Here is a 26,105-nt window from a genome sequence, read left to right on the forward strand (position 1 = left end):
ATGTCCAGAATTCAATGTCAGCGTTGTCTGCGCCCGCAAACTCATTGCCTGTGCCCGCTGATTCCCAGCCTCGACAGCCGCACCCGGGTACTGTTGTTGCAGCATCCGAGCGAAGTGAATCATGCGTTGAACACCGCGCGTCTGGCGGCGCTTGGGTTGACGAATGCCGAGTTGATCGTCGGCGAGGTGTTTGAGGATTTGCCAGCGCTGTTGAATCAGCCGGGGTATCGGGCGCGGTTGCTGTTTCCCGGCGAAGATGCCCAACCGATGCAGGCTTGTGCCGCGACAGACGAACCCTTGCTGCTGGTGGTCCCGGACGGTACCTGGCGCAAGGCACGCAAGATGTTGCACCTCAATCCGCTGCTGGCGGCGTTGCCAAGGGTGACGCTGGCCGAGGGCGGTGTGTCCCGCTATCGGTTGCGCAAGGCACCGGGACCGGGGGCGTTGTCGACGGTGGAGGCGATTGTGCAGGCGCTGGAAACTCTTGAGGCGCCGACTTCGTTTGCGCCATTGCTCAAACCGTTCGAAGCGTTGATCGAGGGGCAGATTGCGGCGATGGGGGAGGAGGTTTACCAGCGCAATCATTCTGAAAAATGATTGGTGGTCTTGCCGGCCTCATCGCGAGCAAGCTCGCTCCCACAGGTTCAGTGGCGTTCGCAGATTTGTGTACGACACGGACACTGTGGGAGCGAGCTTGCTCGCGATGGCGGCAGATCAGTTACTGCAGATACTGCCTACCGCTCCCGCATCGCCTCGGTCCGCGCCTTCAACACCGGCTTGAGCAGATAATCCAGCACCGTTTTCTCCCCGGTAATAATGTCCACCGTCGCCACCATCCCCGGGATGATCAGCAGTGGTTTCACATCCCCGCCCAAATGGTTTTTGTCGGTACGCACCTGAATCAGATAGAAGCTGTTGCCCTTATCGTCGGTGATGGTGTCAGCGCCGATCAACTCCAACTTGGCGCTCAGGCCGCCGTAAATGGTGTAGTCGTAGGCACTGAACTTGACCATGGCTTTCTGGCCCGGATGCAGGAACGCAACGTCCTGTGGCCGTACCTTGGCTTCGATCAGCAGATTGTCTTCCAGCGGCACGATTTCCACCATGTCACTGCCGGGCTGGACCACGCCGCCTATGGTGTTGACCTTCAACACCTTGATGATACCGTGCACTGGCGAGACCACGGTGGTGCGGGTCACGCGGTCGTCGATGGCGATGCTCGAGGCCGTGATTTTCGACAGGTCAGTGCGTTTCTCGTTCAGCTCTTTGGCGGCCTCCGAGCGGAAGGTTTGCTCCGACTCGTCGATCTTGCTTTTGATTTCGTTGATCGCCGATTCCGCCCGGGGAATCGCCAGTGTGGTGGCGTTCAATGAGCCGCGAATCTCCACCGCGCTGCGTTTGAGCCGCAGGATTTCCACCGGTGACACCGCCCCCGTGCCCACCAGCGGCGCGGACATGTTCATCTCTTGTTGCAACAACGCCAGGCTTGAACTGAATTGACCCTGTTTCGAGCGGAACTCCGCTAACTCCTGGGTTTTTTGCCGTAGTTGTTCGCTCAGGGTGCGCTGCTCGCTGGCCAGTCGCCGTTGCCGCTGTTCGTACAACGAACGCTCGTCTTCAGCCACTTGCGGTGCTTTGGCGATCACTTCTTCCGACAGCTTGAACGGCCGGCCTTCGGCTTCGGCCGAAAGCCGTTCGACCTGCGCGGTCAAGGCAAAGCGATCGGCTTCGCTTTCGCCCTTGTTCGACAGGTAGCGGGTGTCATCCAGGCGCAGCAAGGTGTCGCCCTTGTTCACCATCTGTCCTTCACGGACGAAAATTTCAGTGACGATGCCGCCCTCCAGGTTCTGGATCACCTGGACCTTGCTTGACGGAATCGCCTTGCCTTCGCCCATGGTCACTTCCTGCAACACGGCGAATTTGGCCCAGACCAGTGCACTGACCAACAGCGCGGCCGCCAGCCACACGGTGATCCGCGACCAGCGCGGTGAGTCCTGCAAGGAGGCGCCGGCGGTTTCCGGCATGTACTCGGTTTCGGCACTTTTGTTGAAACTGTCGAAGTAGCCACGGGAACCTTGATCGACAGACATGGGCGACTCCTAGACGGCCGCAGAGCCGACACGGCCCTTGCGCAGTGCATCGATGACCGCGTCTTTCGGACCGTCGGCGACGATCCGTCCGTTGTCCAGTACCACCAGCCGGTCCACCAGGCTCAGCATCGAGGTGCGGTGGGTCACCAGCAGGATGGTTTTGCCCTGGACCCATCCGTGAAGTTTTTGCCGCAGGACGTCTTCGCTGCTGTTGTCCATGGCGCTGGTGGGTTCGTCGAGCAGCATGATGGGCGGGTCGAGCAACATCGCCCGGGCCATCAATACGGCCTGGCGCTGGCCGCCGGACAACAGTTGCCCGCGTTCACCCACGGGCCGGTCGAAGCCTTGCGGGTGTTGCCGGGCCAGTTCGGTAACGCCGGTCATCTCTGCCACTTCGAGCATGCGTGAGTCGCTGATATAGCGCGCGCCGAGGGTCAGGTTGTCGCGCAGGCTGCCGGCCAAAAGCGGCAGGTCGTGGGCGACGTAACCGATTTGATGGCGCAGGTCGGCGACGTCCAGTTGCCGCAGGTCCAGACCATCGAGCAGCAACTGGCCTTCATCCGGTTCGTAGAAGCCCATCACCAGTCGCGCCAGGGTACTTTTGCCTGAGCCGCTGCGGCCGATGATGCCGATGCGCTCGCCGGGTTTCACACTGAAGCTGGCATTGGCCAGGGCAGGCGCACTTTGGCCGTTGTAGTGGAAGGTTACGCCGACAACATCCAGTGCGCCTTGCAGTTGGGTGCGCTCCAGTGGCCGTTGTCTGGCGTCGCGCTCCTGGGGCAGCCCCATCAGCGCATCGGTGCTTTTCATGGTCAGTTGCGCTTGCTGGTAGCGGGTGATCAGGCCGGCGATCTGACCCAGTGGTGCAAGTACCCGGCTACCGAGCATGTAACTGGCCACCAGGGCTCCGACGCTGAGGTTGCCGGCGATGATGCTGTAGACCCCGGCGACGATGATTGCCATGCCGGACAGTTGCTGGATGAACAACGTGCCGTTAGTGGCCAGGGCCGAGAGGTTGCGCGCGTGGCTGTCGAGGCGGGTGAGGGCGCCGTGGGTGCTTTCCCATTTGTGCTGGCGTTCGCTTTCGGCGCTGCAGGCCTTGAGGGTTTCCAGGCCGCTGAGGGTTTCGATCAGCAGTGCCTGGCGTTCGGCGCCCAGGCTGAGGCTTTTTTGCACGGTATCGCGCAGGCGCATCTGGATCACCATGGCGAAGATGATGGTGATGGGAAACGCCAGCATCGGGATCACCACCAGCCAGCCACCGAGCAGGCCGATCACCAGCAGCATCAGCAGGCAGAAGGGCAGGTCGATCAGGCTGGTGAGGGTCACGGCGGTGAGAAATTCCCGCAGGCCCTGAAAGTCGTGAATGCTTTGGGCGAAGCCACCGATGGTCGCCGGCCGTGCTTTCATCGCCATGCCGGTGATGCGCTCGAACAGGGTGGCCGACAGGATCACATCGGTTTTCTTGCCGGCGGTATCCAGCAAGTGCGCGCGCACAACTCGCAGCACCAGTTCGAAAGCCGTGCCGATCAGCAAACCGATCGCCAGCACCCACAAGGTCGAAGTGGCCTGGTTCGGCACCACGCGATCGTAGGTCTGCATCACGAACAGCGGCACCATCAGTCCCAGCAGGTTGATCAGGAAGCTCGCCAGGATCGCATCGCTGTACAGCCATTTCGACAGCTTCAGCGTATCGCGAAACCAGGCCTGGACCCGAGGCACCAGCGGCGATCGCAAGTCTTCGAGTTCGTGACGCGGCCGGGCAAACAATGCCTGGCCACTGTAGTGTTCGGCCAACTCCTCTGGGCTGAGCCATTGTTCGCCACCGTCGGCTTCGCTGGGCAGGATCAGCACCTTGCCGTCCTCGCCATAACGACGCAGCACAGCCGTGCGGCCGTTGTTGAGCAGCAGGAGCACGGGCAGATTGAGCGAGGAGATGTCTTTGAGGTCTCGGCGCAACAAGCGCGCCTGTAAACCGGCCCGGGCCGCTGCACGGGGCAGCAGGTCCAGGCTCAGGCGTTGGTGTGCCATGGGGAGCCCGGCACTGAGGCTGGCGCGACTGACCGTCGCGCCGTGGAGTTTGCAGAGGATCAACAGACCGTCCAGAAGCGGGTCATCGAAGCTCAGGCGCGGATCGACACCGGTGTTGCCGGGTTCCATGCTGGTCATTGAACCCTCCCGTGCACTACTTCATGTCAGGTAGACGAGCTTCGTTTTTCACTTCGGTCTGGGCGATCGCGTCGGCGGGCAGTACGACCCGTTGCTTGCTCAGCAACTGGCCCATGTTCGCCAGGACACGGTACATCGAGAACTCTTCGGTGTAGCGCACTTCGGTGTAGCGACGGTTGGCGTTGTAGAGCTCGTTTTCGCTGTCGAGCAGGTCCAGCAGGGTCCGTTGGCCGAGGCCGAACTGATCCTGGTAGGCGACGCGCACGCGCTTACTGGTGTCGGCGTATTCACGGGCGGTCGGGGTTTGTTTCTTGGCGTTGACCATGGCGTTCCAGGCCAGGTGAATGTTCTCGTTGAGCTGGCGCAGGGCATTGTTGCGGATGTCCATGGCCTGGTTGATCTTGTGCGAGTCGGAGGCCAGGCGCGCCTTGTCGCTGCCGCCGCGGAACAGGTTGTAGTTCATCACCACGCCGACCCGCCATTCGTTGTCGTGACCTTCCTCACCCTGCAGGTTGTTGTTCGCGCCCACCGCCGCTTCGGCGTCGAAGCGAGGGTAGAACGGCGACTTGGCGACTTCGTACTGGCTTTCGGCCGATTGCACGTCGGCCTGGGCGGATTTCAGGTAAGGGTTGTTTTCCACCATGCTCTGCTGGGCTTCGGGCAGGGTAGTGGGGACTTCACCGCGAATCGACGGCGGGGTTTCGAGTTCATCGGGCATGCGCCCCACAACGGCATAGAAGTTCGACTCGGCATCGGCCAAATCGACTTCGGCGGTGTCGAGGTTGTTTTCCGCCAGTGCCCGGCGAGCGCTGGACTGGTCGGCATCGGCGTTGCTGCCCACGCCGCGCTGGGTGCGCAGGCCGATCTGGTCGTTGACCCGCAAGTGCGCTTGCAGGTTGTTCTTGGCCAGGGTCACCAGTTCGCGGCGCTTGAGGACTTCGAGGTAAACCTCGGTGGTGCGCAGGGCCAGATCCTGAGCCGTACCCTGAGCGTAATAGGCTCGCGAGTTGACCACGCCTTTGGTGCGTTCGACCTCATTGGAAGTGTTGAACCCGTCGAAGAGCATTTGCCGCAGGCGCAATTCCGACTGGGTGTAGTTGAGAATTTCGGTGTGGTGATTGCCGAACGCCCGGGTATTGGTGTTATCGCTGTACCCGCGCCCGTAGGCGGCGTTCAAATCAACCGATGGATAAAAGCCCCCTTTGGCGACCTTCACGTCCTCATCCGCCGACAGTCGGCTGTCCACCCGGGATGCCAGTTCCGGGTGGGTCGCAATGGTGCTCTGGATCGCTTCGGTCAGCGTTATGGCCTGCGCTTGGGACGAGCAGGCCATGGCCAAAAGAACCGCGCTGCAGACGGGGGTTAATAGGCGCATGTACATCTCCCTGATTCCTGATGGTGCTTGTCTGTCGCCAATTATTTGACGAAATTTACCGGTAAAGTTGTTTCACATCTTTAACAAAAGAGCTAAGAACATTCTGGAGCGTAGCCAAGAAATTTTTTTCATAACGGATATGCCAAAAAAAACTTATGCGCTCTGCAAAATCCAGCACATTGTTCAATTAGAAAGCCCTTGTTTTATGGGCTCTAGGGCGCTCATCAGGGTTTTAGGAAAGTTCCAATCCACTTATCGAAATAGAGCGGAGAAGTGCTGGAGGGGAGGGATGCGAGCGATCTTGTGGCGACGGTTTTTTGTCACTTGAGTGCTTCGAGATCGTTACGCATCGCTCACAGGCAACGTTGTTGCGAACAGGGATCCGATGCCATTGATTGCAGAGGGATTTTCCCGAAATCGTAAACAGCGCCGTGAGCGACTGGCTGGGCGAGATCGTTGCCGGGGCCACGGCTTACTCAAGTAAACCGGCACCCGGAACACGATCCGCCAGACAACCCGCTCGGGCCATGAGCACGTTCTTCGCGCAATCAAGGTGCCGACAGCGGTTGGCGGCGGAGGAAGTGCACATGGCAACGCTCATCGGAATCGTCAGTAAGGTCATCGGTCAGGTGTTCGCGGTTGCGAGCGACGGCACCCGGCGTGCTTTGGTCGAGGGGGACCGACTGTTCGCTGGCGACCGACTGAGCACCGGCGCTGAAGGCGCGGTGGCGGTACATCTGCAAAATGGCCAGGAACTGACCCTCGGGCGCGACAGCAGCATGCAGATGACGCCGCAGATGCTCGCCAATCAGATTCCCCATATCGACTCACCCGAAGCGGTGACTCCGAGCGAAGCGCAACTGACCGATGTCGAACAGCTGCAAAAAGCCATTGCGGCGGGCGACGACCCGACCCAAACCGCTGAAGCCACCGCTGCCGGGCCTGCCATGACTACCGGAGTACCGGGCGGCATCCCGGGCAGTGGCCATAGTTTTGTCATGCTCGAAGAAGTGGGCGGGCGAGTCGATCCGGTCATCGGCTTCCCCACTGCCGGGTTCAATGGCATTCCCGAATTTCCCGAAGAGCGCCTTAACGTTAATCCGGACATCGCTGTAGCGGACGAAGCCCCTGTGGTGCCGCCGCAGGTGCCGAACAATCCGGTCACCTTCGTCGGCCTGTCGGAGCAGAACGGCGAGCGGACTGTCAATGAAGCCAACCTGGCCGACGGTTCGGCGAGGAACGAAGTTTCGCTGACGCGAAGCGGCACCTTCACCATCAATGCGCCAGACGGGCTGACCAACCTCAGCATCGGCGCAATCAACTTGATCAGCGGCGGTGTGGCGGCAGGTTTTCCGCAGTCGATCACCTCACCTCTGGGCAGTACCTTGACCATCACCGGTTACGACCCGGCCACGGGCGTGGTCAGTTACAGCTACACCCTCAACCGTGCCGAAACCCACGCAAGCGGCGAGGGTGCCAATAGTCTTGCCGAACACGTCACCGTGGTGGCCAGCGACAGCAATGGCGACAGCGTTACCGGTACGCTGGATATCAGCATCATCGACGACGTGCCGCAAGCAGTCGATGACAACAATGGCACCGCCTCGGAAACCCTGCTGAGCCTCAACGGCAACGTGCTGAGCAACGACGTGCAGGGCGCGGACCGGGTGACGCTCGGTGAAAACAGCGGGCCGATCACCCCCGGTACCTTCACTGGCACCTACGGCACCCTGGTGCTGAATGCCAACGGCACTTACACCTACACCCTCAACACCAGCGATGCCGACTTCCAGGCATTGCACGGCGGCGGCAATGGCACGGAAACCTTCGCCTATACGCTGACAGACGCCGATGGCGACACCAGCACCGCCAACCTGTTACTGCAAATCCACAACAACGATGACCCGATCACGATTGGCGGTTTGAATGCCGGGGGCGGTGAGTTGACCGTCTTCGAGAAAAACCTCAGCGACGGCAGTGCACCGGATGCCACTGCCCTGACCCAGAACGGCACCTTCACCGTCGCCGCCCTCGACGGTGTAACCACCCTGACTGTCGGCGGCATTGCCGTGGTCACCGCTGGCGTGGCCGCCGGCTTCCCACAATCGATCACCACCCCGCTGGGCAGCACCCTGACCATCACCGGGTTCAACGCGGCGACCGGCGTAGTCGGCTACAGCTACACCCTGGTCGATAACGAAGCCCACCCAACTGCCAACGGCGCCAACACATTGCCCGAGCAGTTCGCCGTGACCGTGGTCGACGACAACGGCACCACTGCCACCGGTTCACTGGACGTGAACATCGTTGACGACCTGCCCAGCGCCGTGGGCGACATCAATGGCACCGCCTCGGAAACCCTGCTGACGCTCAACGGCAATGTGCTGAGCAACGACGTGCAAGGCGCCGATCGGGTAACGGTTGGGGAGAGTAGCGGCCCGATCACCCCCGGCACCTTCACCGGCACCTACGGCACCCTGGTACTAAATGCCAATGGCACATACACCTACACCCTCAACACCAGCGATGCGGATTTCAAAGCCCTGCACGGTGGTGGTGACGGCACCGAAACCTTCACCTACACAATCACCGATTCGGACGGCGACAGCAGCACCGCCAACCTGGTACTGCAGATCCACAACAACGATGACCCGATCACGATTGGCGGTTTGAATACTGAGGGCGGCGAGTTAACCGTCTTTGAGAAAAACCTCAGCGACGGCAGTGCACCGGATGCCACTGCCCTGACCCAGAACGGCACCTTCACCGTCGCCGCCCTCGACGGCGTGACGACCCTGACTGTCGGCGGTATCGCCGTGGTCACCGCTGGCGTGGCCGCCGGCTTCCCGCAATCGATCACCACCCCGCTGGGCAGCACCCTGACCATCACCGGGTTCAACGCGGCGACCGGCATGGTCAGCTACAGTTACACGCTGGTTGATAACGAAGCCCACCCAACTGCCAACGGCGCCAATACATTGCCCGAGCAGTTCTCCGTGACCGTGGTCGACGACAACGGCACCACTGCCACCGGTTCACTGGACGTGAACATCGTTGACGACCTGCCCAGCGCCGTGGGCGACAACAATGGCACCGCCTCGGAAACCCTGCTGACGCTCAACGGCAACGTGCTGAGCAACGACGTACAAGGCGCAGACCGCGTGCCGCTCGGCGAAAACGCCGGCCCGATCACCCCCGGTACCTTCACCGGCACCTACGGCACCCTGGTGCTGAATGCCAACGGCACTTACACCTACACCCTCAACACCAGCGATGCGGATTTCAAAGCCCTGCACGGCGGTGGTGACGGCACCGAAACCTTCACCTACACAATCACCGATTCGGACGGCGACAGCAGCACCGCCAACCTGGTACTGCAGATCCACAACAACGATGACCCGATCACGATTGGCGGTTTGAATACTGAGGGCGGCGAGTTAACCGTCTTTGAGAAAAACCTCAGCGACGGCAGTGCACCGGATGCCACTGCCCTGACCCAGAACGGCACCTTCACCGTCGCCGCCCTCGACGGCGTGACGACCCTGACTGTCGGCGGTATCGCCGTGGTCACCGCTGGCGTGGCCGCCGGCTTCCCGCAATCGATCACCACCCCGCTGGGCAGCACCCTGACCATCACCGGGTTCAACGCGGCGACCGGCGTGGTCAGCTACAGCTACACGCTGGTCGATAACGAAGCCCACCCAACCGCCGCCGGCGCCAATACATTGCCCGAGCAGTTCTCCGTGACCGTGGTCGACGACAACGGCACCACTGCCACCGGTTCTCTCGACGTGAACATCGTCGACGACCTGCCCAACGCCGTGGGCGACAGCAATGGCACCGCCTCGGAAACCCTGCTGACGCTCAACGGCAATGTGCTGAGCAACGACGTGCAAGGCGCCGATCGGGTAACGGTTGGGGAGAGTAGCGGCCCGATCACCCCCGGTACCTTCACCGGCACCTACGGCACCCTGGTGCTGAATGCCAACGGCACATACACCTACACCCTCAACACCAGCGATGCGGATTTCAAAGCCCTGCACGGCGGTGGTGACGGCACCGAAACCTTCACCTACACAATCACCGATTCAGACGGCGACAGCAGCACCGCCAACCTGGTGCTGCAGATCCACAACAACGATGACCCGATCACGATTGGCGGGTTGAATACCGGGGGCGGCGAGTTGACCGTCTTCGAGAAAAACCTCAGCGACGGCAGTGCACCGGATACCACTGCCCTGACCCAGAACGGCATCTTCACCGTCGCCGCCCTCGACGGTGTAACCACCCTGACCGTCGGCGGCATTGCCGTGGTCACCGCTGGCGTGGCCGCCGGCTTCCCGCAATCGATCACTACGCCGCTGGGCAGCACCCTGACCATCACCGGGTTCAACGCGGCGACCGGCGTGGTGAGCTACAGCTACACCCTCAACGATAACGAAGCCCACCCAACCGCCAACGGCGCCAACACCCTGCCTGAGCAGTTCGCCGTGACCGTGGTCGATGACAACGGCACGACCGCCACGGGCAGCCTCGACGTGAATATCGTCGACGACCTGCCGAAAGGCGTGTACGACAGCAATGCATCAACGGCTTCGGAAACCCAGCTGACCCTCAACGGCAACGTGCTGACCAACGACGTGCAAGGCGCCGACCGGGTGACGCTCGGCGAAAACGCCGGACCCATCACCCCCGGCACCTTCACCGGCACCTACGGCACCCTGGTGCTGAATGCCAACGGCACTTACACCTACACCCTCAACACCAGCGATGCCGACTTCAAGGCGTTGCACGGCGGTGGCGACGGCACCGAAACCTTCACCTACACAATCACCGATTCGGACGGCGACAGCAGCACCGCCAACCTGGTGCTCAACGTCTACAACAACGACGATCCGGTGACCCTCAACGGCCTCAACGTGTATGGCGGTGAGCTGACGGTCTACGAAAAAAATCTCGGCGACGGCAGCAACCCCAACGCATCGGCCCTGACCCAGAGCGGGACGTTTACCGTCACCGCCCTCGATGGCTTGCAAACCCTGACCGTCGGCGGCATCACTGTCGTCAGCGGTGGTGTGGCCGCAGGCTTCCCGCAAACCGCCGTCACGCCGTTGGGCAGCACCTTGACCATTACCGGGTTCAACGCCGCCACTGGCGTGGTGAGTTACAGCTACACCCTCAACGACAATGAAGCGCACCCGACCGCCAACGGCGCCAACAGCCTGACCGAGAACTTCAACGTCGTCGCTACCGACAGCGATGGCGACAGTGCAACCGGGCAGATCAACGTCAACATCGTCGATGACTTGCCGAAGGGCGTGGACGACAGCAATGCATCAACGGCTTCGGAAACCCTGCTGACCCTCAACGGCAACGTGCTGACCAACGACGTGCAAGGCGCCGACCGCGTGCCGCTAGGCGAAAACGCCGGCCCGATTACTCCCGGTACCTTCACCGGCACCTACGGCACCCTGGTGCTGAATGCCAACGGCACTTACACCTACACCCTCAACACCAGCGATGCCGACTTCAAAGCCCTGCACGGTGGTGGCGACGGCACCGAAACCTTCACCTACACAATCACCGATTCGGACGGCGACAGCCGTACCGCCTACCTGGTGCTCAACGTCTCCAACAACGACAATCCGGTGACCCTCGACGGCCTCAACGTGTATGGCGGTGAGCTGACGGTCTACGAAAAAAATCTCGGCGACGGCAGCAACCCCAACGCATCGGCCCTGACCCAGAGCGGCACCTTCACCGTCACTGCACTCGACGGTGTAACGACCTTGACTGTCGGCGGCATCGCCGTGGTCACCGCTGGCGTGGCCGCCGGCTTCCCGCAATCGATCACCACCCCACTGGGCAGCACCCTGACCATTACCGGGTTCAACGCGGCGACCGGCGTGGTGAGTTACAGCTACACCCTCAACGACAATGAAGCGCACCCGACCGCTAACGGCGCCAACACCCTGCCTGAGCAGTTTGCCGTGACCGTGGTCGATGATAACGGCACGACCGCCACGGGCAGCCTCGACGTGAATATCGTCGACGACCTGCCGAAGGGCGTGTACGACAGCAATGCATCAACGGCTTCGGAAACCCAGCTGACCCTCAACGGAAACGTGCTGAGCAACGACGTGCAAGGCGCGGACCGGGTGACGCTCGGTGAAAACAGCGGGCCGATCACCCCCGGCACCTTCACCGGCACCTACGGCACCCTGGTGCTGAATGCCAACGGCACTTACACCTACACCCTCAACACCAGCGATGCCGACTTCAAGGCGTTGCACGGTGGTGGCGACGGCACCGAAACCTTCACCTACACAATCACCGATTCGGACGGCGACAGCCGTACCGCCTACCTGGTGCTCAACGTCTCCAACAACGACAATCCGGTGACCCTCGACGGCCTCAACGTGTATGGCGGTGAGCTGACGGTCTACGAAAAAAATCTCGGTGACGGCAGCAACCCCAACGCATCGGCCCTGACCCAGAGCGGCACCTTCACCGTCACTGCACTCGACGGTGTAACGACCCTGACTGTCGGCGGCATCGCCGTGGTCACCGCTGGCGTGGCCGCCGGCTTCCCGCAATCGATCACCACCCCGCTGGGCAGCACCCTGACCATCACCGGGTTCAACGCGGCGAGCGGCGTGGTCAGTTACAGCTACACCCTCAACGATAACGAAGCCCATCCAACCGCCAACGGTGCCAACACCCTGCCTGAGCAGTTCGCGGTGACTGTGGTCGACGACAACGGCACGACTGCCACCGGTTCTCTCGACGTGAACATCGTCGACGACCTGCCGAAAGGCGTGTACGACAGCAATGCATCAACGGCTTCGGAAACCCTGCTGACCCTCAACGGCAACGTGCTGAGCAACGACGTGCAAGGTGCTGACCGGGTAACGATCGGCGAAAACGCCGGCCCTATCACCCCCGGCACCTTCACCGGCACCTACGGCACTCTGGTGCTGAATGCCAACGGCACTTACACCTACACCCTGAACACCAGCGATGCCGACTTCCAGGCATTGCACGGCGGTGGCGACGGCACCGAAACCTTCACCTACACAATCACCGATTCGGACGGCGACAGCAGCACCGCCAACCTGGTGCTCAACGTCTACAACAACGACGATCCGGTGACCCTCGACGGCCTCAACGTGTATGGCGGTGAGCTGACGGTCTACGAAAAAAATCTCAGCGACGGCAGCAACCCCAACGCATCGGCCCTGACCCAGAGCGGCACCTTCACCGTCACCGCACTGGACGGCGTGACGACCCTGACCGTGGGCGGCATCACTGTCGTCAGCGGAGGTGTGGCCGTCGGCTTCCCGCAAACGGCCGTTACGCTACTGGGCAGCACCCTGACCATCACCGATTACAACCCGGCGACCGGGGTAATCAGCTACAGCTACACCCTCAACGATAACGAAGCCCATCCAACCGCCAACGGCACCAACAGCCTGACCGAGAACTTCAACGTCGTCGCTACCGACAGCAATGGCGACACGGCGACCGGGCAGATCAACGTCAACATCATCGATGACTTGCCGAACGCCAAACCTGACTCGTCGTCGGTAGTGGAGGGCGGCACCGTCAACATCAGTGTGCTGGGCAATGACGCCAGCGGCGCCGATGGTCCGGCGACGGTGGTCGGCGTGCGTGCCGGCGGCAACACCTCGACCTCGGCCATCGGCGGACTGGGTAACCAGATCAACGGCACCTATGGCTACCTGACCCTCGATGCCAACGGCAACGCGGTGTATCACAGCAACCAGGATTCCGTCGGCGATCCGGGTGCCACTGACACGTTCACCTACACCGTGCGTGATGCCGATGGCGATGAAAGCACCACCACCATCACCATCGACGTCGCCAGCAGCACGATCAAGGCCAACCCCGATAGCGACGTGACGGTCTACGAAAAAGCCCTCGACCTGAGCAAGGACGGGCTGGACCTGGTCGCCGGTACGGTCACCGGTAGCGACCCGGACAACACTGGCGAAACCGCGTCTGGGACCCTGGTCGGTTCGGTCTCGGGTGCCAGCGGCGCGCTCACCTACACCCTGGTCGGCAGCGCGACAGGCACCTACGGAAAGATCCTGATCAACCCCGACGGCAGCTATACCTACACCCTGACCTCGGCTCCGAAAACCTTGCCGAATGCCAACGACGGGCCGAACAGCCTGAGTGAAAGCTTCACCTACAAAGCGACCGATGCGCTGGGCAACAGCAGCACCAGCACCATCGTGGTCAACATTGTCGATGACGTGCCCAAGGCGGTGGCAACGGATCGCTCGGTGGCGGCGGTGGAGATCGATTCCAACCTGCTGATCGTGCTCGACGTCTCCGGCAGCATGGCCGACCCATCCGGCGTGTCGGGCCTGTCGCGCCTGGCCCTGGCCAAGCAGGCCATCAGTGCCTTGCTGGATAAATACGATGATCTCGGCGATGTGAAAGTGCAGCTCGTCACCTTCAGCAGCAGCGCTACCGACATGACCTCTGTGTGGGTCGATGTCGCGACCGCCAAGACACTGCTGGCCGGCCTCACCGCGAACGGCGGGACCAACTACGACGCGGCCGTGGTGACCATGCAGGCCGCGTTCAACACCTCGGGCAAACTGACCGGTGCGCAAAACGTCGGCTACTTCTTCTCCGACGGCAAGCCCACCACCGGCCAGGAAATCGGCACCGCCGACGAAACCGCGCTGAAAGCCTTCCTCGATGCCAACAACATCAAGAACTACGCGATCGGCCTGGGCAGTGGCGTGAGCAACGCCAACCTCGATCCGCTGGCCTACGACGGCATCAGCCACACCAACACCAATGCGGTGGTGGTCACTGACCTCAACCAACTCAACTCGGTGCTGTCCGGCACCGTGGTCGGCTCACCGGTCACCGGTTCGTTGCTGGGTGAGGGCGGCACGTTCGGCGCTGATGGCGGTTTCATCAAATCCATCGTGGTCGACGGCACTACCTACACTTACGATCCAAACGCCCTCAGCGGCCAGGGTTCGTTGACATCAAGCGGCGGCACCAACCACGGCACCTTCAACACCGTGAACAACACGGTGAGCATCGCCACCAACAACGGCGGCACGTTGGTGATCAACCTCGACACTGGCGATTACAACTACACCTCGCAGAAAACCACTGCGGTGGTGATCACCGAGAACATCGGTTTCACCGCCAGCGACAACGATGGCGACCTCGCCAGCTCGACGCTGACCGTGAAAGTGATCCCCAACGCGCCTCCGGTGGCGGTGGACGACCACGTCATCACCAACGTGCTCTCGGGCACCATCGTGGTGCCGGGCGAACTGTTGCTGGCCAACGACACCGACCCCAATGGCGACCAACTTTCGGCGACACCGACCTCGTTCAACACCGGCTGGGTCGTGAAAGGCGCGGACTTCGCCGGCACCGGCGCGATCAGCTTCGCCGGCGAAAACAACAACCCCGGCAACCAGAATCTGGCCAACGTGCGCAACGCCTTTGCGGCCAACGCGGCGACCATGACGGCGCTGCTGGTGGTCAGTGGCTATCTTGGCGCAGCGAACAACTCCAATGGCAACAATGAAGACTTCATCACGGTCAAGCTGAATCAAGGTGAGACGCTCAACCTCAATCACAACCTGGATGCCGGGCACATCACGATGGAGTATTCGCTCAACGGTGGGGCGTTCGTAAGCATCGCCGATGGTGACACCATCACCGCAGGCGCCGATGGCACTTACCAGATCCACGTGACCAACATCGCCAACTCCAGTGGCGGCAATAAGAATGGGGCAGAAAACTACGAACTGACCATGACCGTCAACTACGCCGGAGCACACGAAGTCACTACGGACTACCATGGCACCTACACCGCCAACGACAACCACGGCGGCAGCGACTCGGCCAACCTGACCATCAGCTATCAGGACGGCCATACCCTCACCGGTACCAGCGGGGATGACGTACTGGTGGCGGGCACGGGCAACAACATCATCAATGCCGGCGACGGCAACGATGTGCTCACTGCCGGTTCCGGCAACAACGAGCTGCATGGTGGCGCCGGCAATGATCTGCTCTTCAGCGGCCAGGGCAATGACATCCTTGATGGCGGCACGGGTATCGACACGGCCAGTTACGCCCACGCCACGGCTGGAGTGACGGTCGGCCTCAGCCTGCCGGGTGGGCAAAATACTCTCGGTGCCGGCACTGACACCCTGACCGGTATCGAAAACCTCATCGGCTCGAACTTCCACGACACCCTGACCGGCGACAACACTAACAACACGATCAATGGCGGTCTTGGCAACGACATCCTCAGCGGTGGGGGCGGCGATGACTTGCTGATTGGTGGCCTGGGCAATAACACCCTGACCGGGGGGGCGGGGGGCGATACCTTCCAGTGGTTCAAGGGCAACAGTGGCCATGACGTGATCACTGACTTCACGCCCGGCACCGACAAACTCGACCTGTCGCAACTGCTGCAAGGGGAAAGCGGCACCACGGCTTCGCTGGATGATTACCTGCACTTCACCGTCACCGGCAGCGGGCCGTCGACAGTGACCAGCATCGACGTCAGCGCCATGGCCGGTGCCGCGCCGAACCAGACCATCGACTTGGCCGGCGTCGACCTCGCCAGTCAATACGGTGTAACGCCAGGCGCGGGTGGGGTGGTCGCGGGTGGGCATGACACGGGGACCATTATCAACGGCATGCTCAACGATCATTCATTGAAGGTGGATACCGTGTGACCTGAAAACCCGCTAAAGAACCCGCCATCCCTGTGAAGGGGAGGCGGGTTTTTTGTTGCCCGGGACAATGGTCGATGCCCGGTCAGTGGTTAGAAAACCTGGGCGCCCCGATCAATCGACCCATGGCCCCGAATATTCCCAACTCACTGATGACCTCCAGTTCCCCACGCGTCTCGACCATTTCCGCAATCAGCGGCAAATCTATGCTGTGGGTCGCGCGAAAGATCGCGTCGATGAACAGCCGTTTGTCAGGCTGCTCGTCGATGTTGCGAATGTAGGCTCCATCGATTTTCAGGTACGCCAAGCCCAATTGGGTCAGGTTGCCGATCTGGCTGAAGCGCCCGCCAAAGTGTTGCAGGCCGACTCGATAACCGGTCTTGAGCAATGTGCTGCAAAGGTTCTGCAGCACTTCGGGGGATGGCAACTGGCGCTCGTCGATTTCCAGGGTCAACAGCGGCGCCAGTTCGGGAAGGGATTCGAGCAGGTCGAGAATTGTTCGCCATTGCACCGGGTCGCGCAGGGTGCTCCCGGACAGGCTCAATGCCAAGGGGCTGCGGTTGACCACCAGCTCGTCCAGCGTGGCTTCGAGCATCGCCAGGTCGAACCGTCCCGACCAGCCGAGACGCTCGATCCACGGCAGGAAATGCCCTGCGGCAATCGCTTCGCCCTGCGGGTCGAGCAGGCGTGCGAGTACTTTGTGATGCAGCATCTGGCGGGTGTCGGCGCATTGCACGACGGGCTGAAAGTACAGCTGCACTTTGCCATGGGTCAGGGCGTCGTCGATCCAGGTGCGCCAGTCGTGCTGGGAGTGATTGGGTGCCGTGTCACGATGGCTCAAATGAACCCAGGGGCGTTCGGGATGCTGGCGGGACTCTGTCAGCGCCTGATCAAGGCGCAGGAGAACGGTGCTGATCGGCTCACCGGGGCGGTAGGCGACAACGCCCAGATGGGCGACCGGCATGCAATCGCTGGCGCCGGTCAGGCGCAGGTTCTCCAGGCTGACGCTGACATCGGCGGCCAGGCGCGCGGCACTTTCAGCATCCAGACCCGGTGTCAGCAGGCTGAATTCGCCGCCACGGTTACGCGCCGCCAGCCAGGTTCGACGCTCCGGCAGTTGAGTCAGGCGCTTGAGCAATTCGCCGACGGCAGTGATCAGCGCATCAGTCCGTTGGCCACCCAGGCGCTGGTTGAGGCCGTTCAGGTCGTTGATTCGCAACATCAGCAAATGGCCGTCACGGCTCTGTTCGCACACGCGTAAATGGTCTGCCAGTTGCTCGTCGAGCAGGCGTCGGTTGGCCAGGCCGGTGAGGCTGTCCAGATAGGATTCGGCCCGCAGTTTTTCGCTGCGTGCAGCCTCCTCGACGAACAGCGCCTTGAGCTTCTCGACCATCTGGTTCATCGCCAGCACGACCCGTTTCAATTCCGGTGTGCGCGGCAGTTTGGGCAGACTGAGAAATTCGCGTTTGCTGATGGCCTCGGCTTGTCGGACCATGCTGTCGAGTGGGCGAAATTGCCGGCGCAGCATCCATCCTCCAATCACGGCGCTGAACAGCCCGCACAGTAGCAGCCAGATCAGGCTACCAAGGGTGCTTTCCCAGAGCTTGGCCAGGGCGAATTGCGGATTGCTCAGCACTTCGACCCGTGCCAGTTGTTCCCAGCCGCGCATGATCAGGGCATCGCCGCCTTCCGGGCGCAGGTCGACCAGGTTGACGAACCAGTCAGGCACACCGTCGATTTTTGTCGGTGCGGAGCGTTGCACCAGGGTTTGCTGATCCTTGAGCCTGATGACGCGGATGCTGCTGAAATAGCCGCTGTCGAAAATCGAACTGACCATCAGTTCCATCATTGCCGGGTCATCGACCTGTGCCGTCAGCGACAGCCCCAGCGCGGTGGCCGCGTCCTGGGCGTGGGCGCGCAGTTGGCTGAGCGTTTGTTCGCGGGAGCTTTCCAGGCTGGCAAAAAAACTGCCACTGAACGCCACCAGCAGGAACAGGCAGATTGCCAGGAACAACTGTTTACGCAGTGTCATGCTTCGCTCCTTGCCAAGGCGGTTAGCCGTCGCCGATGTCGAACCCTTCGGCCTGCATCTTTTTCAACACGTCCTGCCAGCGCGACAGCTTTTTCGAGTCGCTGCTGCGCTGGCCGCCGTTTTTACCCGGCAGGTACAGGCCTTCGGCATTGAAGGCGTACACCGGCAGCAAGTCTTTGCGTTGGGAGGCGGGGCGGATATCGCCGATCAGGTTGTCCAGCACCAGTGGTTCGCTTGTGGGAGTGCTGTAGAACGTCAACACCATGTGCGCCTGGTTCTGGCTCAAGGCCTTGACGTAGGTGATGCGCAGTTTTTCGCTGGGAATACCAAGCCGGCGCAGGCTGAAATACTTCGCCAGAGCATAGTCCTCGCAATCGGCGGCGCCCTTGATCAGGGCTTCGACGGGTGTGGCCCAGTAATCGGTCTGTTGCCAGATGCGCGTGTCGTCCTGGAAGTTCAGCTGTTGATCGAAGAAGCGGTTCACCGCGTTGAGCTGCTCGCGTTCGGGGGCGCCGCGTGCACTTTGCAGCATTTGACTCCAGGCCTCGATCCGGCCTCTCGCCGGTCCAAGGGGGCCGTAGCGTTTTTCAACGGTTTGCAGGATCTGCGCAAAATCCCAGTCGGCCCGGACCCCGTTGCATACAATCAGTACCAAACCAGCCAGCAGCAACCAGCCGCCGAGCCGAAGTCGGAGCGTTGACCATCCTGGACTACGCAGACTGCGGGCCATGTCTGGCTGCTCGAGTGTAGGTTTGTGAAGTTTAGGTGGTGTTTTTGCCGGGGCAGGGCAGGTCGTCGGCCGAAGGACGCTCACTGAGTTTTTTGTGGCGAGGGGGCTTGTCGGAACGCCGCACCGCCCCGTTCGGTGGCGAAGCCGCCGTGAACCTGTGAGCGCGATCTATCTGGTGATCTGCGGTGAATGGCTTTAGGGCTGCTGCGCAACCCAACGGGGGCAAGCCCCCTCGCCACAATGGTCGCGGGAAATTTCAGGATTTGCGCAGGGTTTTCTGCTTGAGGATGTAAATCGTCACCAGCACCGCGCTAGTCAGCATGAAACACCGTGCCCAGTACAGCGGCACCAGGTAGCAGGAGAACAGGATACTCGGCCACATCAGGCCAATGGCGTAGACCTTGCCCTTGAGCGGAATGCCGTTGCCGTTGAGGTAATCGCGAATCCACGGGCCAAGCCGTGGATGCTCGACCAGCCATTGATAAAAGCGCGGCGAACTGCGGGCGAAGCAGGCGGCCGCCAGCAGCAGGAAAGGGGTGGTGGGCAATACCGGCAGGAAAATCCCGATCACCCCCAGCGCCACGCTCAGCCAGCCGATGGCCAGCAGCACGTAGCGCAACATCAGGGGGCGGTTGCCTATGGGGTTGTCCATAGGCAGAACCTTAGTGGTGGCGGGGCTTGAGAATCGCCGGTTTTTCGTCTGGCGCGTTGCACAGCAGGTACAGCGCGGTCAGGGCCTCCGGGATCTGTACGATCATGTCGTCCATCAGGTTGGCATCTTTGGCGATGTCTTCGAACTCCGGCTGCTCGTCGAACAGGCCCGAACCGACCATGATCGGCAGCAGCATTTCGCTGACTTCGTCTTCGGCGCTTTCGAACCAGGCCGCTTCGCGCAGGAATACGCCTTCCATGAAGCCGATGCACCAGCCGCGCAGGTCGGAATCGTCCGGCTCGTCGCCCAGGTCCAGGTCGCATGGCAGTTCGAATTCTTCATCGGAGGCCAGCTGGCGAGCGATGTGGGCCTTGAGGCCGATCAGGGTGGCTTCGATCTCTTCGCGCTGGGCTTCGCTGCTGTAATGCGGCTCCTCGGCGAAAAGTGCGTCGATCCACTCACGATCAGGAACGACTTCGGAACAGATCGACAGCGCGGTGAGGTAGCCGTGGGCGGCCACGTAGTCCAGCGCCTCGTCATGCAGTTCATCAGCGTCGAGGAAGACTTGCAGGCGGGTTAGTTGCTCAGCGAAGGACATTAAAGGACTACCTTGGGGAATGTTCGATGCGGGAATTCTAGGCCTTCTTGAGCACTTGGGCCAGCCGCACGGCATATTTGCCCGTTTGTGGGAGCTGCTCCCCTTACAGTTCGGTCAAGCGCTACCCCTGTGGGAGCGAGCTTGCTCGCGATAGCGGTGGTTCAGGCGAAATCAATGTTGACTGTGATGGCCTCATCGCGAGCGAGCTCGCTCCCACAGTTTTTTATGCACATCGGGTTTGCCGGTGTCTTATCAGCGGTGCCCTTTGCCGGACGGGGCTCGGGTATACTCGCGCGTTTTGTGATGCCCTGCTGGCGTCACGGCTGAAATGTGAAGCGTCATGCAATGCGCACTTACGATTTATCGGTGCAGCGTCGCGGGTTCTGAACCAGCCTTGCAGGGATGTTTCGGTGATTTTTGGAGTTTTTATGCTCGAACAGGCTCAACGCGTCCTCAAGGACATCTTCGGCTACGACAGTTTCCGTGGCCGCCAGGGTGCAATCATTGAGCGCGTGGCCAGCGGCGGCGATGCCCTGGTCCTGATGCCTACCGGCGGCGGCAAGTCCCTGTGCTTCCAGGTTCCGGCGCTGTTGCGCGAAGGCCTGGCCGTGGTGGTCTCGCCGCTGATCGCACTGATGGACGATCAGGTCGCTACCCTCGAAGAACTGGGCGTGGCCGCCGCCGCGTTGAACTCCACCCTCAGTGCCGAGCAGCAACGCGACCTCGCCGCCCGTATCCGCCGCGGTGAAGTGAAAATGCTCTATCTGGCGCCGGAACGCCTGGTCCAGCCGCGTATGTTGTCCTTCCTGCAGGGCCTGGACATCTCCCTGTTCGCCATCGACGAAGCGCATTGCGTGTCGCAATGGGGCCACGATTTCCGCCCGGAATACCTGCAACTGGGCCAGTTGGCGGAAATGTTCCCCGACGTGCCGCGCATCGCCCTGACCGCCACGGCCGACAAGCGCACCCGGGAAGAAATCGTCACCCGGCTGCACCTGCAAGACGCCGAGCGCTTCCTGTCGAGCTTCGACCGACCGAACATCTTTTATCGCATCGTGCCCAAGGAACAGCCGCGCAAGCAGTTGCTGGCGTTCCTCGCCGAGCGCCGTAGCGATGCGGGCATCGTGTATTGCCTGTCGCGCAAGAAAGTCGAGGAAGTCGCCGCGTTCCTCAGCGAGCAAGGCTTCCCGGCGCTGCCGTACCACGCCGGGCTACCCAATGATCTGCGGGCCTACCATCAGAAGCGCTTCCTCAATGAGGAAGGCCTGATCATGGTCGCGACGGTGGCGTTCGGCATGGGCATCGACAAGCCCAACGTGCGTTTTGTCGCGCACCTCGATTTGCCGAAATCCCTTGAGGCCTATTACCAGGAAACCGGTCGTGGTGGCCGTGACGGTCTGCCGGCGGATGCCTGGATGGCCTACGGCCTGCAAGACGTGGTGATGCTCAAGCAGATGCTGCAGAACTCCGAAGGCGACGAACGCCACAAGCGTCTGGAGCAGCACAAGCTCGACGCCATGCTCTCGCTCTGTGAAGAAACCCGCTGCCGTCGGCAAACGCTGCTGGCCTACTTCGACGAAGACATGCCCGAGCCCTGCGGTCATTGCGACAACTGCGTCGACGGCGTGCAGACCTGGGATGCCACGGAGCCTGCGCGTCAGGCGCTGTCGGCGATCTACCGCACCGGTCAGCGCTACGGCGTCGGGCACCTGGTGGATGTATTGCTGGGCAAGGACAACGAGAAGGTCCGCAGCTTCGGCCATCAGCACCTGTCGGTGTATGGTGTTGGCAAGACGATGGCGGAGGGCGAATGGCGCTCGTTGTTCCGCCAACTGGTGGCCCGTGGTCTGGCGGACATCGACCTCGAAGGCTACGGTGGCCTGCGCCTGAGCGACAGCTGCCGGCCGCTGCTCAAGGGTGAAGTGACCCTGGAACTGCGCCGCGATCTCAAGGCGCAAACCGTGGCGAAAAGCAGCAAGAGCCAGGCGAGCCAGCTGGTCCGTGGCGAGGAGCGCGAACAATGGGAAGCCTTGCGCGCCCTGCGTCGCAAGCTCGCCGAAGAACATGGCGTGCCGCCGTATGTCATCTTCCCCGACTCGACCTTGCTGGAGATGCTGCGCAGCCAGCCGACCTCGCTGGCGGAAATGGCCACGGTCAGCGGCGTCGGCGCGCGCAAGCTGGAGCGTTACGGCGAGGCCTTCCTCGAAGTGCTCGGCGGCCAGGTCGAGGCGCCGAAACCGGTGGCCGACGTACGTCACGAACTGATCACGCTGGCGCGGGCCGGGATGACGCCGGTGCAGATCGCCGGTCAGTTGCAGTGCTCGGAAAAGAACGTCTACACCATGCTGGCCGAAGCGATCGGCAAGCAGCAGTTGTCGTTGGAACAGGCGCTGGATCTGCCTGAAGACCTGATGGGTGAAGTCCAGGACGCCTTCCTCGACGGCGAAGGCGAGTTGCCGCCGGTTTCCGAGATCGCCGCGCTGTTCGCGGGCCGGGTGCCGGAAGGGGTGTTGTACTGCGTTCGCGCTGCCTTGCAGTCGGAGTTTGAGATTTGAGACATCCGTAGTGCTGATGTAACGATTCACTACAGATCAAGCCTTGCCTCAAGTCGAGGCTCATGCTTAGCTGACTAATAATTAGTTTTTATTTATTTCAGTCTAATCATGAGTGTTTTATGCCGTTAACCGATCAACACCGCTTTGGCATGCAATTGGCCCAGATGTCCCGTGGCTGGCGTGCCGAACTGGACCGCCGACTGGCGGGCATGGGCTTGTCCCAGGCGCGCTGGCTGGTGCTGCTGCACCTGGCCCGTTTCGAAGAAGCACCGACCCAGCGTGAGCTGGCACAAAGCGTCGGCGTCGAAGGTCCGACCCTGGCCCGTTTACTCGACAGCCTGGAAAGCCAGGGCCTGGTGCAACGCCAGGCAGTGCTGGAAGACCGTCGGGCGAAGAAAATCGTGCTCTGCGCGCCAGCGCGTCCCCTGATCGAACAAATTGAAACCATTGCCACGCAACTGCGTCACGAACTGTTCGAAGGCGTCGATGAGGCGGATTTGAAGGTGTGCATGCGGGTTCACGGGCACATCCTGGGCAACCTTGAAAAGTCTTGAGGCATAACCGAACGCCAGATTTTTGAGAGACCGCATTGGACAGACTATAAGAACTACTCGGCAATATCGTGTTCGTAACGGATGTACGAACCCGTGCGGATGGTTTCTGTAGATCTCAAGGATGCTCATGCTCAAGTGTTGGCGATTGGTTTTACGCGGTGGTTCTCTGTGGTTGCTGACCGGGGCCGCGGTCACTTATTCGGCATGGGCACCTGCGCTGGGCCTGGGTGAAATCACCCTGCATTCGGCGCTGAATCAACCGCTGCGTGCCGATATCGCACTGGTGGATGCTGCTGGCGTGGAGGAAAACCAGCTGTCGGTGAGCCTGGCAACGGCAGACGAGTTCAGCCGTGCCGGGGTCGACCGGGCGTTTTTCCTCAGCAACCTGAAGTTCACCCCGGTGTTGCGCGGTAATCGCAGCGTGATCCAGGTGACCTCCAACAAACCGGTGAGTGAGCCGTTCCTGAATTTCCTCGTGCAGCTCAATCAGCCTAATGGGCGATTGCTGCGTGAGTACACGTTACTGATCGATCCGCCGGGTGCGCCTGGGGTTGCTCCCGCCGCTGATGAAGCGGCATCCGGTTCTCCGGCGTCCGCATTCCCCCGTGTTAAACCGGTCGTGGCGCCGTCACCCGTGACCAGGACGACGCCAGAAACGGACGCCGCAGTGGTTGATCCCGCTGTCGAACAACTGGCCGCCAGCGCCCTGCAAAACCACCAGTTGCAAACCACTGTCGATGAGCTCAACGCGAAGCTTCAAGGCCAGGATGAGCTGATCGCCGGCCAGAAAAAACATTTGGCCGAGCTGCAAACCCAACTCGCGGAGCTCCAGAAGGTAAAGGCCCAACCGGTTGCTTCCGACGTGGCGACGCCAGCCCCTGTTGTTGCTGAAACCCCCGGGATTGGCTGGCTGCCGATTGCCGGTTTGTCGGCGCTGATAGCGTTGCTGGCGCTGGGTTGGTTTGTTCGCCGCCGGCAGCTTCAAGCCACAGCGTCAGAGGCGCTGCCGTCGCAGCATGAACCGCTGGCTGAGCTCTTTACCGAGCCAGTGATGTGGCCCTCCGTCATGCAACCATCCACTGGGCATCGCGACGGGGTGCCGGCCAACGACGAGCTTGAACGGGTCGATAGCCATCATTCCGTCCCGGTTGCTGTTGCCATGGCGGTGGTTCCGGGTTTGGCGATATCCGGCGAATCCGCTACTGACGATGAGTACCGGCTCAACCTGGAGGAGCTGTCCATGGCGTCGAGTTGGGACGTGATCAGTCTGACCGAGAACCCGCAGCCGGCGGCTCTGGCCATGATCGAGCCTGAGTTCGAGTTGGAGATGCAACCCGTTGCGCCGTCTCGACAGCCTCCGGTCGGGCTATCATAGCGGCGTCGTCAAACTCTGGAGTCAGGTCCCACCATGACCGTCAACAAACCGGAAATCATCATCACCTACTGCACGCAATGCCAATGGCTGTTGCGTGCGGCCTGGCTGGCCCAGGAACTGCTCAGCACCTTTGGTGATGACCTGGGCAAAGTCTCCCTGGTGCCAGGCACCGGCGGGGTCTTTCATATCTACTGTGACGCCGTGCAGATCTGGGAGCGCAAGGCGGACGGTGGCTTCCCCGAGGCCAAAGTGCTCAAGCAGCGGGTCCGCGACCAGATCGACCCGGACCGCGACCTGGGGCACAACGACCGCACTCAGTGAGATGTGGCCTCGGCTGCAATGGCTTTCTTGCTTGTGCCACTTGAGAAGCGGCTGGAGACCACAATCGCCACAATGATCAGCGCACCCCCCAGCAACATGCGCAGGGTCGGGTTTTCGTTGAACAGCAGCCAGGCGACGGTGATGCCGTAGACCGGCTCCAGGGCGAACACCACGGCGGCAGTGCGGGCCTTGATCACCGCGAGGCTGGCGACGAACAGGCTGTGGGCGACACCGGTACAGAACACACCGAGCAGGCCGATCCACAGCCAGTCGATGGCGCGCACTTCGCTCAATTGAGGCGCCGCCACCGGCAGCAGGCACAGGGCAACCACCACGTTCTGGCACAGTGCCGCCTGTACCGGCGGAACTCGCCCGGAGCTGGCACGGTTGGTCAGTGACAGCAGGGCGAACAGCAATCCGGAACCCACGGCCCACAGCAGGCCGGTGGTGGCGCCGCTGGCGAGGTCAAAATCGGGCGTGACCAGCACCAGGCCGACACTCACCAGCAGCACCAACACGATCTCATTGGCGCGAATGCGCTCGCGAAAGATCAACCCTTCGAGGATCACGGTAAAGGCCGGGAAACTGGCGAAACCGAGCGTCGCAATCGCCACGCCTGCGACTTTTACCGCAATGAAGAAGCTCACCCAGTGTCCGGCCAGCAACAAGCCGCTGAGCAACAACCGACGCCAGTCCATGGCCTCGAGTTTCTGCCAGCGCGTCTGGCTGGCGAACCGTGCAAAAAACGCCAGCGCGAGCACGGCGAAAGCGGCACGGCCGAAAACGATGATCGCCGGGGACGCAGCGGCCAGTTTGCCGAACACACCGGTCAGGCCGAACATCAATGCGCCTATATGCAAGGCGCCAAGGGCGGTACGGGGAGTCATTGCAATCCTTAACGAC

General features: G+C 61.5%; 14 protein-coding genes. 6 read left to right on the plus strand and 8 right to left on the minus strand.

Annotated elements, in window-relative coordinates:
- The gene (locus tag PSJE_RS04950; RefSeq protein WP_090453761.1) at positions 1-597 is read left to right on the plus strand and encodes a tRNA-uridine aminocarboxypropyltransferase; all 597 of its coding nucleotides are present in this window, start codon (positions 1-3) and stop codon (positions 595-597) included.
- Between the two features lie 137 nt (positions 598-734).
- On the opposite strand, the gene PSJE_RS04955 is transcribed toward PSJE_RS04950, so the two are convergent.
- Genes PSJE_RS04955 through PSJE_RS04965 form a run of 3 tightly spaced genes read right to left on the minus strand, consistent with a single transcriptional unit; the run spans position 735 to position 5,634 of the window.
- On the minus strand, positions 735-2,090 hold the full coding sequence (locus tag PSJE_RS04955; RefSeq protein WP_090453763.1) for an HlyD family type I secretion periplasmic adaptor subunit: 1,356 nt from the start codon (positions 2,088-2,090) through the stop codon (positions 735-737).
- 9 nt (positions 2,091-2,099) lie between these two features.
- Positions 2,100-4,259 (minus strand): type I secretion system permease/ATPase, encoded by a 2,160-nt coding sequence (locus tag PSJE_RS04960; RefSeq protein WP_090453765.1) that lies wholly within the window; start codon positions 4,257-4,259, stop codon positions 2,100-2,102.
- Positions 4,260-4,275: 16 nt separating this feature from the next.
- Positions 4,276-5,634 carry a TolC family outer membrane protein gene (locus PSJE_RS04965; RefSeq protein ID WP_057716654.1) on the minus strand — a complete coding sequence of 453 codons (1,359 nt, stop codon included), beginning with the start codon at positions 5,632-5,634 and terminating at the stop codon, positions 4,276-4,278.
- A 587-nt stretch (positions 5,635-6,221) separates the two neighbouring features.
- Here PSJE_RS04965 and PSJE_RS04970 point away from each other — a divergent pair.
- A complete protein-coding gene (locus PSJE_RS04970; protein ID WP_159439175.1) occupies positions 6,222-16,388 on the plus strand; it encodes a retention module-containing protein in 10,167 nt (3,388 codons plus the stop codon).
- An 82-nt stretch (positions 16,389-16,470) separates the two neighbouring features.
- On the opposite strand, the gene lapD is transcribed toward PSJE_RS04970, so the two are convergent.
- The 4 genes from lapD to PSJE_RS04990 all read right to left on the minus strand — a co-directional run bounded on the left by lapD (position 16,471) and on the right by PSJE_RS04990 (position 20,397).
- Positions 16,471-18,417, minus strand: coding sequence for a cyclic di-GMP receptor LapD (gene lapD / locus PSJE_RS04975; RefSeq protein ID WP_057715952.1), 1,947 nt, complete (start codon positions 18,415-18,417; stop codon positions 16,471-16,473).
- A gap of 22 nt (positions 18,418-18,439) precedes the next feature.
- Positions 18,440-19,147, minus strand: a complete 708-nt coding sequence (lapG, locus tag PSJE_RS04980) for a cysteine protease LapG (protein WP_090453767.1) — start codon at positions 19,145-19,147, stop codon at positions 18,440-18,442.
- A gap of 256 nt (positions 19,148-19,403) precedes the next feature.
- The gene (locus PSJE_RS04985) at positions 19,404-19,799 is read right to left on the minus strand and encodes a YbaN family protein (RefSeq protein WP_057715950.1); all 396 of its coding nucleotides are present in this window, start codon (positions 19,797-19,799) and stop codon (positions 19,404-19,406) included.
- A gap of 10 nt (positions 19,800-19,809) precedes the next feature.
- Positions 19,810-20,397 (minus strand): UPF0149 family protein, encoded by a 588-nt coding sequence (locus tag PSJE_RS04990; protein WP_057715949.1) that lies wholly within the window; start codon positions 20,395-20,397, stop codon positions 19,810-19,812.
- A 428-nt stretch (positions 20,398-20,825) separates the two neighbouring features.
- On the opposite strand from PSJE_RS04990, the gene recQ reads away from it, so the two are divergent.
- From recQ to PSJE_RS05010, 4 genes are all read left to right on the plus strand, one after another.
- Complete coding sequence (recQ, locus tag PSJE_RS04995) at positions 20,826-22,952, plus strand: DNA helicase RecQ (RefSeq protein ID WP_057715948.1); 2,127 nt, start codon at positions 20,826-20,828, stop codon at positions 22,950-22,952.
- 119 nt (positions 22,953-23,071) lie between these two features.
- Positions 23,072-23,506 (plus strand): MarR family transcriptional regulator, encoded by a 435-nt coding sequence (locus tag PSJE_RS05000; RefSeq protein WP_007984163.1) that lies wholly within the window; start codon positions 23,072-23,074, stop codon positions 23,504-23,506.
- Between the two features lie 127 nt (positions 23,507-23,633).
- Entirely contained in the window at positions 23,634-24,881 is a 1,248-nt protein-coding gene (locus PSJE_RS05005) for a FimV/HubP-related protein (protein WP_090453769.1), read from the plus strand.
- 33 nt (positions 24,882-24,914) lie between these two features.
- Positions 24,915-25,202 (plus strand): Rdx family protein, encoded by a 288-nt coding sequence (locus tag PSJE_RS05010; protein ID WP_057715946.1) that lies wholly within the window; start codon positions 24,915-24,917, stop codon positions 25,200-25,202.
- Here the strand turns inward: PSJE_RS05010 and PSJE_RS05015 are convergent.
- Positions 25,196-26,089, minus strand: a complete 894-nt coding sequence (locus tag PSJE_RS05015) for a DMT family transporter (protein ID WP_057715945.1) — start codon at positions 26,087-26,089, stop codon at positions 25,196-25,198. The genes PSJE_RS05010 and PSJE_RS05015 overlap by 7 nt on opposite strands.
- Positions 26,090-26,105 lie beyond the last annotated feature (16 nt).

Origin of the sequence: Pseudomonas jessenii, from assembly GCF_002236115.1 — a bacterium.
In the GTDB taxonomy this organism is placed as follows: Bacteria; Pseudomonadota; Gammaproteobacteria; order Pseudomonadales; family Pseudomonadaceae; genus Aquipseudomonas; species Aquipseudomonas jessenii.

Excerpts from the sequence above, each read along its gene's own strand:
- PSJE_RS04970 (WP_159439175.1), top strand. The coding sequence starts at position 6,222 with ATGGCAACGCTCATCGGAATCGTCAGTAAGGTCATCGGTCAGGTGTTC.
- lapD (WP_057715952.1), bottom strand. The coding sequence starts at position 18,417 with ATGACACTGCGTAAACAGTTGTTCCTGGCAATCTGCCTGTTCCTGCTG.
- PSJE_RS04960 (WP_090453765.1), bottom strand. The coding sequence starts at position 4,259 with ATGACCAGCATGGAACCCGGCAACACCGGTGTCGATCCGCGCCTGAGC.
- PSJE_RS04965 (WP_057716654.1), bottom strand. The coding sequence starts at position 5,634 with ATGCGCCTATTAACCCCCGTCTGCAGCGCGGTTCTTTTGGCCATGGCC.
- PSJE_RS05000 (WP_007984163.1), top strand. The coding sequence starts at position 23,072 with ATGCCGTTAACCGATCAACACCGCTTTGGCATGCAATTGGCCCAGATG.
- recQ (WP_057715948.1), top strand. The coding sequence starts at position 20,826 with ATGCTCGAACAGGCTCAACGCGTCCTCAAGGACATCTTCGGCTACGAC.
- PSJE_RS04990 (WP_057715949.1), bottom strand. The coding sequence starts at position 20,397 with ATGTCCTTCGCTGAGCAACTAACCCGCCTGCAAGTCTTCCTCGACGCT.
- PSJE_RS05010 (WP_057715946.1), top strand. The coding sequence starts at position 24,915 with ATGACCGTCAACAAACCGGAAATCATCATCACCTACTGCACGCAATGC.
- PSJE_RS05005 (WP_090453769.1), top strand. The coding sequence starts at position 23,634 with ATGCTCAAGTGTTGGCGATTGGTTTTACGCGGTGGTTCTCTGTGGTTG.
- PSJE_RS04985 (WP_057715950.1), bottom strand. The coding sequence starts at position 19,799 with ATGGACAACCCCATAGGCAACCGCCCCCTGATGTTGCGCTACGTGCTG.
- PSJE_RS05015 (WP_057715945.1), bottom strand. The coding sequence starts at position 26,089 with ATGACTCCCCGTACCGCCCTTGGCGCCTTGCATATAGGCGCATTGATG.
- lapG (WP_090453767.1), bottom strand. The coding sequence starts at position 19,147 with ATGGCCCGCAGTCTGCGTAGTCCAGGATGGTCAACGCTCCGACTTCGG.
- PSJE_RS04955 (WP_090453763.1), bottom strand. The coding sequence starts at position 2,090 with ATGTCTGTCGATCAAGGTTCCCGTGGCTACTTCGACAGTTTCAACAAA.
- PSJE_RS04950 (WP_090453761.1), top strand. The coding sequence starts at position 1 with ATGTCCAGAATTCAATGTCAGCGTTGTCTGCGCCCGCAAACTCATTGC.